Source organism: Alitiscatomonas sp., from assembly GCF_037242085.1.
In the GTDB taxonomy this organism is placed as follows: domain Bacteria; phylum Bacillota; class Clostridia; order Lachnospirales; family Lachnospiraceae; genus Alitiscatomonas; species Alitiscatomonas aceti.
The window spans coordinates 1-11250 of record NZ_JAXXBR010000122.1 but is presented as its reverse complement, the minus strand read 5'-3'; the positions used below and the strand labels follow the sequence as shown (position 1 = coordinate 11250).

Below are 11250 nucleotides of genomic sequence, written 5' to 3'. Positions count from 1 at the left end.
AAAAGCTTTCCAAAGCCCGCCGACCGGCCCATCAGCCGGCTTTCCATATAGTACCGGTTATGACCCACCGCAATGACCGGGATCACGAAGATCCCCAGGACCAGGGCCAGGATCAGGAATACGATCATGACTCCTGCCATTACTCCGTATATCATCCGGCCGGTCTGGACCACTCCCGGTCCCACCGGGACATTCTCGATCACAGCAGGGATCTTTCCCACCACTGCTGGAAGATCGTCTCCCAATCCCTCCACAAATCCATATTCCTCATAGTAATCGTCCTGGTACCCGCTGTCTGCCGGCTGGGTAACCGGGCTTCCGATACCGCTGATCAGAGAGAATACCAGGCTCACCGCAAAGGCCGCCCAGTAATATTTCCGCAGACACGCCTTGGCTCTTTCTTTCAGCTCTGCCCTTGTCCACATAAGCATTTCCTCCGTTTTTCTTTATTTCGTAAAAATTATTTTCCCTGTAATTTGATTATATCATCTTTCTGGCCCGAATGTTATTACATTTTTCTTATATTACAGAAAACTTATTCTAGGGCCCGCGCCATATCCTGTGTTATAATAGGAGGGAAGGTGCCGGCGCAGGCGTTCCCTGTTCCCGGCATCCAATGGAAAGGAGACAGCCCTATGGAGATCGAACGTAAATTTCTTGTGACAGCCCCGCCAAAAGGCTATGAGGCCCGGCCGTTCCGCATGATCGAGCAGGCTTATCTCTGCACGGAGCCTGTGGTGCGGGTCCGGCGGGAGGATGATTCCTTTTATCTGACCTATAAGTCCAGGGGACTGATGGCCCGGGAGGAGTATAACCTGCCGCTGGATGAAAAGGCCTATCTGCATCTTTTAAAAAAGGCCGACGGACAGATCCTTACGAAAAAGCGGTACCTTCTCCCGGTGGAGGGGCGGCCGGATCTGACCTTTGAGCTGGATGTGTTTGAGGGGGCGTACCAGGGCCTCATACTGGCGGAGGTGGAATTTGCCTCGGAGGAGGACGCCGTGGCCTTTACGCCGCCGGAATGGTGCGCCAGGGACGTGACCTGGTCCGGGGAGTATCAGAACAGCCGGCTGGCCATGGAAAAGGGGTGAGGGCCGGGCGTGCGCCTCATAAAAAAGGCCGCCGAAGCCTTCTCTGGCAGGCAAGCTTGCCAGGATGGAATCCGGAACAGTACCGGCGGGTAAAGCATTGCTATTCGCAATTTGACTGGGCTGTGGAACTGGTTTCCCGATCAGACACTGACTGTCAAATTGCTCATAGAGGCGTGCGCCTCATAAAAAAGGCCGCCGAAGCCTCCTCTGGCAAGCAAGCTTGCCAGAGCCGGTTTCTGCAGCCTTTTTTGCAATGCTTTACGCGGACTACATCATTCCGCCCATTCCGCCGGCGCCGGCGGGCATAGCGGGAGTTTCTTCCTTAATGTTCGCTACTACGGATTCGGTCGTAAGGAGCGTGGAAGCTACGCTGGTAGCGTTCTGTAATGCGCTTCTCGTAACCTTTGCGGGATCCAGGATCCCTGCTTCTACCATATCAACGTACTCTTCTTTGTATGCGTCAAAGCCCATGCCTGTGGCCATCTCTTTTACCTTGTTGACGATCACGGAGCCCTCCAGGCCTGCGTTGGCAACGATATGATATAAGGGAGCCTCCAGTGCCTTTAAGATGATGTTTCCTCCAGTCTTCTCATCACCTTCCAGACCGCTTACCACAGCTGCCACCTTCTCTGCTGCATGAACGTAAGCAGATCCGCCGCCTGCGATGATGCCCTCTTCAACGGCTGCCTTTGTAGCTGCCAGGGCGTCTTCCATACGGAGCTTTGCTTCCTTCATTTCTGTCTCTGTGGCAGCGCCCACACGGATCACTGCTACGCCGCCGGAAAGCTTTGCAAGTCTCTCCTGGAGCTTTTCTCTGTCAAAGTCAGATTTTGTCTCCTCGATCTGGCCCTTGATCTGGCCGATGCGGTTGGCGATCTCTTCCTTATGGCCAAGGCCGTCAACGATGATGGTGTTCTCTTTCTGTACTTTAACGGATTTCGCACGGCCCAGCTCTTCCATGGTCGCATCCTTAAGGTCAAGACCCAGCTCCTCGGAGATCACAGTACCGCCTGTGAGGATCGCGATATCCTTTAACATTTCTTTTCTTCTGTCGCCGTAGCCCGGTGCCTTTACGCCCACTACGCTGAAGGTTCCTCTTAATTTGTTTACGATCAGAGTCGTAAGAGCCTCGCCCTCGATATCCTCAGCAATGATCAGAAGCTTTGCGCCAGTCTTCACGATCTGCTCCAGTAACGGAAGGATATCGTTGATGTTGGAGATCTTCTTGTCTGTGATCAGGATGTAGGGATCGTCCAGAACGGCTTCCATTTTCTCCATATCTGTGCACATATATGCGGAAATGTAGCCTCTGTCGAACTGCATTCCTTCTACCAGATCCAGCTCGGTCTTCATGGTCTTGGACTCTTCGATGGTGATCACGCCGTCTCCGGTCACCTTCTCCATGGCGTCTGCAACCATCTCGCCTACTTCATCGCTGGAAGCGGAGATTGCTGCGACCCTTGCGATCTGTGCCTTGCCGCTGATGGGCTGGCTCATCTCAGCGATGGCCTTCACAGCCTCGTCGGTGGCCTTCTTCATTCCTTTTCTTAAAATAATGGGGTTTGCACCTGCTGCCAGGTTCTTCATTCCCTCATTGATCATTGCCTGGGCCAGAACGGTTGCGGTGGTAGTACCGTCACCGGCAACGTCGTTGGTCTTTGTGGCAACTTCTTTTAAGATCTGTGCGCCCATGTTTTCAAAAGCGTCTTCCAGCTCGATCTCTTTTGCGATGGTCACGCCGTCGTTGGTGATCAGCGGTGTTCCGAAGGATTTATCCAGGACCACGTTTCTTCCTTTGGGCCCTAATGTCACGCGGACGGTATCAGCAAGTTTATTTACGCCAGCTTCCAGAGCTTTTCTGGCATCTACGCCATATTTAATTTCCTTAGCCATGATTCAATTACCTCCAAATTATATACTCTCCGGCCAGGCCGGAGCAGCCGCAGCCTTACGGTCTCCCGCCGCTGCTTATTCAATAACAGCAAGAATATCGTTCTGTTTTACGATGATGTATTCTGCGTCGTCCGTCTTAACCTCAGTTCCGGAGTACTTAGAGAAGATCACCTGGTCTCCAACCTTTACCTGCATGGTAACTTCTTTGCCATCCACAACTCCGCCCGGTCCAACGGCAATGACTTCTGCCTGCTGCGGTTTCTCTTTTGCCTGACCCGGAAGCACGATACCGGACTTTGTCGTTTCTTCTGCAACTAACTGTTTTAAAACAACCCTGTCAAATAATGGTACTAATTTCATTACTGACTCCTCCTTGCCATTTCTGTCTTTATGTTTTTCTATTGGTTGAAATTCCAGAACATTTCAAAATCTCTGTTCCTTTTCACAAGTAATGTTATAGCACGCATTATTAGCACTGTCAAGGGTCGAGTGCTAATTTTATGGAATTTTTTTGGGATTTTTTCATTTTCTTTACAAATATCCCTTCCTTTTTCCTGGAATATGGCTTATTATTAATCTATATCGGTTTACGTTCATGCCGGTTGAAAGGAGAATGAACTATGTCCAAGAAAAAAACAGGTCTGCTCATCGCTCTTGGGGCCGCCATCGGTGCAGCCGCCGCAGGTATTTCCTATTATTTGAAGTATAAATCTTTCAATGATGAGCTGGACAAAGATTTCCATGATTACGAAGACGAGGAAACGTCCTCTGGGGAAACAGGAAAGGGAACTTCTTCCTGTGACGCCGCCAAAGAGCGCACGTATATTACGCTGGAACCCGGAAAGTGCAAGGCCGGGGAAGAAAAAAACGCTGAGGGACCAAAAGACGCAGAACCGGCCCCTGAAACTGCTCCCCAGGAAGAACCCGCTGAGGCCGTAAAGGAAGCCGCTTCTCCGGTTCCGGCAGAATCAGCCACTGTGGAAGAAGATACGGACGGTGCCGGAAAATGATCCAGAGCCTTCTACGCTCCATTGAGATCCTGGAGGTACTGAAGGAAAGGAACCGCAGCTATTCCATTGCGGAACTGGCGGAGGCCATCGATCTGCCTCCCAGCACTGTGCACCGGATCCTCCAGACCTTCTGTGAAAAAAAATATGTGATCCGCGACGAGCGGTCACATACATACCGTCTGGGGCCTGCGCTGATCCCTCTGGGAAAGGCCGCTGCCAACGGGATCCGTTTACAGGATGCCGCCCATCCTCTCCTGTCCGCCCTTTCTGCCAGGACCGAGGAGGATTCCTATCTGGTGATCCCCGTAGGCAACAAGGGGCTTGTGATCGAAAAGGTGGACGGTCCCAACCACATAAAGGTGGTGGAGGAATTTGGCTATGAGATGTATCTCCACTGCGGAGCCATCCGCAAGGTGCTCCTGGCCTACCAGTCTCCCTCCTTTATTGAGGAATATGTGAAAAAGATCATTGAACACGACCACGCCTTCCCCCGGGTGGATGCCGGCGATCTCCGTGACGAGTTAAAAAAGATCCGTCAGTCCGGTTACGCCATCACCTATGGAGAATACGTCAACGACGCCGTGGGCATCGGAGCCCCTGTCTTCAACTCAGAGGGTGAACTGGCCGGCTCCATCGGCATCATCGCCCCCACGATCCGCTTAAACAGCGAAGAGCTTTTAAAGGTCCAGCTGGAATATGTGCAGAAATTTGCTGCTGATCTTTCCAGGGACATCGGATACTCTCCCCTGTTCAGTTCCAGGGCCTGAGTCCTTATAAATCCAGAAGGGAGCGCTTCCGGTCATCGGTTCTGATGACCAGGAAACACTCCCTCTTTCTTTTCTTATTTAAATCTCCGCCGCCAGATTCCTCAGCCACTTCTTCTGACGGTATCTCCAGTATCCCAGCGCCGACTTATAGACCTCCTCCAGCATGACCATGCCGTAGACCACATAGATCGGGAAATGGAACACAAGTCCGCCCAGAAACGCCAGGGGGATCCCAATGCACCAGACGCCGCTGGTATCCAGGAACAGGCACATCTTTGTGTCGCCGCCGCTCCGCAAAACGCCTACGATACAGATCAGATTGTACATCTTTGCCGGCAGGAACAGGGCGAATGTAAGGAGACATCTGGCCGCGTCCTCCTTCACCTCCGGAGAGATCTGGTAAATGGACAGGATCGGCCCCCGGATCATCAGCACGATCACCATTCCGGCCGCCGACAGGAGGAACAGCAGCCGGAAGAAATTGGCCGCATACTCCTCCGCCCGTTCCAGGTGCCCGGCTCCCATCTCATTCCCAAGGATCACCGCTGTGGCGGCGCTCAGTCCCTGGAACAGAACGAATACGATATCCTGGATCGTCATGGCGATGGTAACGGCCGCCACTGCGTTATCGCCCATCCGTCCATAGGCCAGGGAATACATGGTCACACCCAGCCCCCACATGAACTCATTGGCAATGACCGGCGCGCAGGTGCTGACAAACTGGCGGATAAACGCCTTTGTATACCCGAACATCTCCCGGATACGGCAGGCAATGGGGAATTTCCGCATATAGACCACAAGGACCAGCACCGCCGCTTCCACGATCCTGGCGATCAGCGTTGCCAGGGCCGCACCCACAACTCCGAGGCCTGCGCCGTAAATGAAGATCTCCTGCCCTGCGGCTGTAACGGTGCGCGCCGGAAAGATCAGCAGAAAATTCAAAACGATATTCACGACGATCGCCAGGCAGCTTGTGAGCACTGGAAGCTTCACCTGACCCACGGCCCGGAGCATGGCCACATAAACGTTGGTGAAAGCCGTAAACGGATAGGATACGGCTGCCACCACCAGATATGCGCTGCCGACCCGTATGGTCTCCGGGCTGACTGTGAAGATCCGCATCACCAGCTCCGGGCATACCATGGCCGGGATCATAAAGGCCGCTGCTCCCGCCAGTGCCAGCATAAGTGCCAGTCCCAGCACCTTTCTTATGTTTTTCACATCATTATTGCCCCAGTACTGGGCCGCCAGGACTCCGCTCCCGCTGACGATCCCGAATACAAGGAGTGAAAATACAAAAAACACCTTATTTGCCAGGCCCACCGCCGCGATGGTCGTTTCTCCCAGCGTCCCGATCATCATGGTATCCACCAGGTTTACGATCGTATTCAGCATTCCCTGCATGGCCACTGGAAGGGCGATGCGTACGGCCTTCTGTAAAAAGATCCGGTCTCCCAGCATCTTTTTCGTACCTGTCAGAAACATAATCTCCTCCCCTTTTCTTTCTTCTTGGACTATCTTATCAGAAAACCTGCGATCCGTAAAGCAAAAAAGGCCCCGGCAGAAACAGCCTTTGCCATCTCTGCCGGAACCTTTCATATTGTTACAGCACCGTTACGACACAAACCGGTCGGCGGACCGGAAATCTTTTTTATTATTTGCTCATCTCCAGCACATCTGCAAAAGCCTGGATCGCAGTCTGGGCCTGGCCGAAGTCGCGCATCTGCTGGTCGATACCCAGTTTGATGTGCGGGATCTTTGCATCATCCAGGGCTTTCTTTAAGTACGGATACTCCATCTCCTCCGGATCACAGAACTGCTGCATGAACAGTACAAGGCCCTGGGCACCGCTCTTCTTAACAAGATCGGCAACGAACTCGCCGCGGCGGTTCTTCTCAGACTGGGGATCGTAAAGGAGAACGTCATGGTCGATGTTGGCAAACTGTTTTGCCAGAGCCATCATCGGACATTCCTCATCCTCCGGAACGTCTGTGTTGAAGGAACGGCTCTCATGGGCAACGTCATCGGCAGCGATGGCAACATTGTTCTCTTCAAATGCAGCCAAAAGCTTCGGATTATCGCAGATGATACCGGAGGTGACCACCTTGGTTCCCTTCCAGTCGCATACCGGAAGAGCCTCCAGCTCTTTATTTAATTCCTCCAGCATTTCTGTGTATGCCGGCTTCTCCATGAAATAGAATGCCTTTAATACTGCAGAACGCCTGGTGGGTGTGATCACATCACAATGGTCGTTGGCCAGCTTTACAAACGCGCGGCGGGCTGCACGGCTCTTATTGTAGACCTTGATGGCATCCCTGATGGCGTCGGCAGTGATCTCATGGCCGCATACCTTCTCCAGCTCTTCCTTTACATTATTGTACTGGTCGATACAGAACTGAAGGCCGAAATCCTCAAAACGGTTCTGGGGATGGGCTAAGAAGATAACTGCCATCTTATCTCCCATGGATACACGGAAGTTCTGGCTCATGGGACGGAGCGTATCGCAGATGGTGGGGGTGATGATGCCGTCCAGGTCATCCATGGTCCCGTCTAAGAGCATTTCCAGCGCCAGCTGGGCGATGGTGCAGTAGAAGGTCGCACAGTATTCTTTTGCACGGCTGATGGTCTTGTTATTGGACCCCCAGATCCCCATGGGAACCATACCGGCTGCGTAAACAAGCTCCTCCGGAGCATAGTATGGCAGAACGCCGATGACCTTTTTACCCTGAGCCTTATATTCAGCCAGCTGCTGCTTGGGAGTAGCTGCTTTTACCTTAAATTCATCTAATAATGCGTTGATACTCATGGTCTATTTAGCCTCCTTTTCCTGCATGTTTGCCTCCATGGCCTCCACAAGGCCCTGAACGCGGGTCTCGTACTGGGCGGCGTTGAAGTTACGCGGGTCAGCCTGGTCGCCGTCAAAGCCGGCAGTGGGAACACCGAGATCCTTTGTAAAGCGGCGCTGCATCTCTGCCATATAGCCGCTCCACGGCTTACAGCTTCTATTGTAGTGTACCAGAACGCCGTCAACCTTGTTGTCGCGGCAGATGCCCTCACGCCAGTCAACGCCCTGCTCGATGCAGACAGAGTTGGGAGCCTTATAGTAAGCGCGTGCCATCTCGTCCATATTGTTGTAAACGAAACCGAAGGCCGGAGCGTAAACAACGGCTGTTACGTTGACGCCATGCTCCTTTAACGGTTTGAACAGTGCCGGAAGCTTGGGCCAGCAGGGGATACCCTCGAACATTACACGGTATTTCTCCGGGAACGGCGTGGTGGTCTCGCCCTTCTTGATGGTCTCTTCCAGGTCGGAGGCTAAAAGCTCAAATGCCTCGGCGGCCTCAACTCTTGCACGGGCTGTTACAACGTCAGCCATATGGTTGAACAGGTCAAATCCAGAGTATGGAGCCGGTTTGTACTGTAAGTAGTCACAAACCTTTAACCATGCCTTCGCAGTATGGTTTGCGTTCTCACAGGCCTTTTCAAATTTCTTCTCGTCGAACTTCTTGCCAGTCAGCTCCTCTAACTGTTTGATCGCCTTGTCAAACTGGGCGCGGACATACTTCACGTTGGAGTCATGAACATCTACGGTGTTATTGTACGGGATGTCGATCATGATCAGCGGAACGTTGCACATACGGGCAATGTTCTCATACCATTTTGTCATACAGTTACAGATGTTGTTGCAGCAGAGAACGAAATCCGGCTGCGGGATCTGCATCTGACGGATGGGAGAGATGGCCTCGATGCGGCGCTCTTTGTCCGGTCCATCCGGCAGCTTTTCAAGCTCCAGGATATTTACAAGCTCCAGGTACGGAGTCTGGGTCTTCGGATCCTTTTTCGGCTTTCCAGTGGCCTCGTCGATGACCACGTTGCCGTTCTCATCCTTTAAGGGCTTTCCAGTGGACGGATCGATGATATACTCACCGGTCTCCGGATCAAATTTACGGGCAACGCGGACGCCAGCCGCATAAGCAAGGCTGATACGTGCGTATCCACAGATATCGTTGTCATAGCCCAGATCCTCGGCTGCCTGGCACATCATCTCGCCGTAGCGGTTTGCTGCGATACCAGCGGCCTGGTTCTCGGGATACATAACATTCAGGTCAAATGCTGCTGCGAGCTCACACGGGAATTTGGAAGAAGACCATCCCACTAACTCGCCTCTTTTTTTTGCCTCACGCGCGTCCTTGTGAACGTCGTCCACAACCTTACGAAGGGCAAGAACGCCGGGACTAACCTGCTTTTTAGCCATAATTATTCATCCTCCTCATTGAATGTATAAACGACGGCAGCCAGACAGACATGGCTCATGTCCCTCTGGCCCGTTGTCTTACCGTTTAGCGGGTCGCTGCCTGCCATGCGAACAGGGCGGCACCCAAAGCGCCGTTATACTGGGTCAGCGGAGAAGTGAGGATCGGACACCCCAGCTCCTCTTCCAGCGCAGATACAACGCCTCTGTTCTGAGCTACACCTCCGGTCATCACAAGGTCCTTTACCACGCCGATCCGGTGGGCAAGGCCAGCCACACGGCCAGCCACGGAGTGATGGATGCCGTTGATGATATCGCATTTATCCGTACCCATGGAGAGCTGGCTGATGACCTCGCTCTCTGCAAATACGGTACATGTGGAGCTGATGCCCACATGCTTCTTCGACTGGGCTCCCAGATCTCCCAGATCCTCCACGCGCACCTCCAGGACCCTGGCCATAACGTCTAAGAAACGGCCGGTTCCGGCTGCACACTTGTCATTCATCTGGAAGTTGGTCATGGTCCCGTTCTCGATCCGGAGAACCTTTACGTCCTGCCCTCCGATATCGATGACCGTATGGGCCTCCGGGAACAGGAAAGAAGCCCCCCGCGCATGGCAGGAAAGCTCACTCATCTGCTTATCTGCAAGTCCCATTAAGGAATTGCGGCCATAGCCCGTGGCCAGAACGTAGGCCATCTGGTCTCTTGTCATGCCGGCTGCTTCCAGCACGGCGTCGATGGCACGCTGCGGGCCGCTGGTACCAGCCCCCACATCGATCAGGGATTTTGCCACGATCTCTTTGCCATCTTTTAAAATAATACATTTGGACGCTGTGGAACCCACATCGATCCCCAGTGTATAAACTGCACTCATACGAACCTCCGGGTTTTCTTCTGTATCAATGAATTTTTTGTTTTTTCCTGTCCCAGTATAGCACAAGGCACCCTAAAGGACAAGCCGAAATCATATATCCTTTGATACAACATTATCCAGACCGGGGAATCCCCGGCCTGGATCAGAATTCACGCCTTCAGTCAGGATTAGGCCTTATGCGCGTCGTTCCACTCACGGATCGCACGGGGTGTTACCATCTGGTGCATCGGGCAGATGCTCTTCGGATTCTGGTAAACAGCCTCGGTGAATGCCTGGATATACGGACGAAGCTCTGTCATGTCAACGATCTCGTCCACCATGCCGACCTTCGCACAGTATTCCGGACGGGATTTTTCATGATACAGCTGGATCATATCGTTCATCTTGTCGATGATGGGCTGCATATCCTCGCCAGCCTTGCTTGCCTTCACAAGCTTTCTGGAGTACATTGCGTTGGCAGCGGTCTCGCCCGGCATTACATAGTATTCGCAAGCAGCGGTACCGATGGAGTAAACGTTGGTGTTGTTGCCCTGGGGTCCGCCCAGTACATAGTGGGCAGCAGCGCTGGCCTTACGGAGCGTAACCTCTAAGGACGGAAGACCGGAGTTCTCGATGGAGTAGATCAGAGACTGGCCAAGGCCCAGAAGCTCTGCCTTCTCTGCATCGTCGCCCACATCGATGCCAGTGGTATCCTGCAGCCAGATCAGCGGGATCCGGTCACGGGCACAGAGGGTCACGAACTCGTTCATTTTGATCAGGCCCTGACGGTATAACTTTCCGCCTACGCCTACGGAGTTCTGCTTATACTCCGGGTAGTTCATTAAAAGTCCCTGTACGTTGGCGATGACGCCTACTAAAAGACCATTGACCTTGGCAAGACCGGTCACCATCTCCGGACCATAGCCCTTCTTGTACTCGTATAACTGGGAACCGTCGAAGAGACGGCCGATCACGTCGTAAATATCATACGGACGCTTTCCGTTTAACGGGATGATGCTGTAAAGGTCCTCTGCCGGAAGCAGCGGAGCCTTCTGGTCATCTACCCGGAAGAACTCTAAGTTGTAAGCCGGAAGGTAGCTGATATATTTCTTGATTCCCTCGATCACGCCGTAATCGTTCTCGTAAACCTCACGGAAGAAGCCGGTCTCGTCATAGTGGACCGGAACAGAACCCGGAGCCGGAACCTTGTTCTTGCCATTCTCGATCTGGGCAGCCACGATCTGATCAGCGGCTTCCTTATCGATATACCCCTTGGGATTCATACCGGAAAGGATGCCTGCTCCGCCGACTGCCATGTTGGCCTGGCTGTGGGCGATCAGGATCGTCGGGGAAATGCTGTGGTATCCGCCGCCGGCCGGGTTCG

10 protein-coding genes and 1 pseudogene are annotated in these 11250 nt (G+C 53.1%); 3 read left to right on the top strand and 8 right to left on the bottom strand.

The features are described 5' to 3' along the window. Positions 1–425, bottom strand: a pseudogene (locus WIH05_RS12525) (hypothetical protein); the annotation flags it as partial. A 210-nt stretch (positions 426–635) separates the two neighbouring features. Here WIH05_RS12525 and WIH05_RS12520 point away from each other — a divergent pair. Further along, positions 636–1091 carry a CYTH domain-containing protein gene (locus tag WIH05_RS12520; protein WP_022273727.1) on the top strand — a complete coding sequence of 152 codons (456 nt, stop codon included), beginning with the start codon at positions 636–638 and terminating at the stop codon, positions 1089–1091. A gap of 267 nt (positions 1092–1358) precedes the next feature. On the opposite strand, the gene groL is transcribed toward WIH05_RS12520, so the two are convergent. Continuing rightward, positions 1359–2984, bottom strand: coding sequence for a chaperonin GroEL (groL, locus tag WIH05_RS12515; protein WP_215655242.1), 1626 nt, complete (start codon positions 2982–2984; stop codon positions 1359–1361). Positions 2985–3059: 75 nt separating this feature from the next. Further along, the gene (locus WIH05_RS12510; RefSeq protein ID WP_022272570.1) at positions 3060–3344 is read right to left on the bottom strand and encodes a co-chaperone GroES; all 285 of its coding nucleotides are present in this window, start codon (positions 3342–3344) and stop codon (positions 3060–3062) included. A gap of 260 nt (positions 3345–3604) precedes the next feature. On the opposite strand from WIH05_RS12510, the gene WIH05_RS12505 reads away from it, so the two are divergent. Further along, positions 3605–3994 (top strand): hypothetical protein, encoded by a 390-nt coding sequence (locus tag WIH05_RS12505; RefSeq protein ID WP_022272571.1) that lies wholly within the window; start codon positions 3605–3607, stop codon positions 3992–3994. Further along, on the top strand, positions 3991–4761 hold the full coding sequence (locus WIH05_RS12500; protein ID WP_022272572.1) for an IclR family transcriptional regulator: 771 nt from the start codon (positions 3991–3993) through the stop codon (positions 4759–4761). Before WIH05_RS12505 ends, WIH05_RS12500 begins: the two co-directional genes overlap by 4 nt. Before the next feature lie 78 nt (positions 4762–4839). Here the strand turns inward: WIH05_RS12500 and WIH05_RS12495 are convergent, their stop codons facing one another. From WIH05_RS12495 to WIH05_RS12475, 5 genes are all read right to left on the bottom strand, one after another. Beyond that, the gene (locus WIH05_RS12495) at positions 4840–6246 is read right to left on the bottom strand and encodes an MATE family efflux transporter (protein ID WP_337425461.1); all 1407 of its coding nucleotides are present in this window, start codon (positions 6244–6246) and stop codon (positions 4840–4842) included. A 169-nt stretch (positions 6247–6415) separates the two neighbouring features. Continuing rightward, positions 6416–7567: a (R)-2-hydroxyglutaryl-CoA dehydratase subunit beta gene (gene hgdB / locus WIH05_RS12490; protein ID WP_022272574.1), complete on the bottom strand. Its 1152-nt coding sequence runs from the start codon at positions 7565–7567 to the stop codon at positions 6416–6418. A gap of 3 nt (positions 7568–7570) precedes the next feature. Then, complete coding sequence (gene hgdA, locus WIH05_RS12485) at positions 7571–9016, bottom strand: (R)-2-hydroxyglutaryl-CoA dehydratase subunit alpha (RefSeq protein WP_215655239.1); 1446 nt, start codon at positions 9014–9016, stop codon at positions 7571–7573. Positions 9017–9101: 85 nt separating this feature from the next. Beyond that, complete coding sequence (gene hgdC / locus WIH05_RS12480) at positions 9102–9887, bottom strand: (R)-2-hydroxyglutaryl-CoA dehydratase activase HgdC (RefSeq protein WP_022272576.1); 786 nt, start codon at positions 9885–9887, stop codon at positions 9102–9104. 167 nt (positions 9888–10054) lie between these two features. Next, positions 10055–11250: carboxyl transferase domain-containing protein (locus tag WIH05_RS12475; RefSeq protein WP_337425460.1), on the bottom strand; the 1196-nt coding region annotated here is incomplete at its 5' end.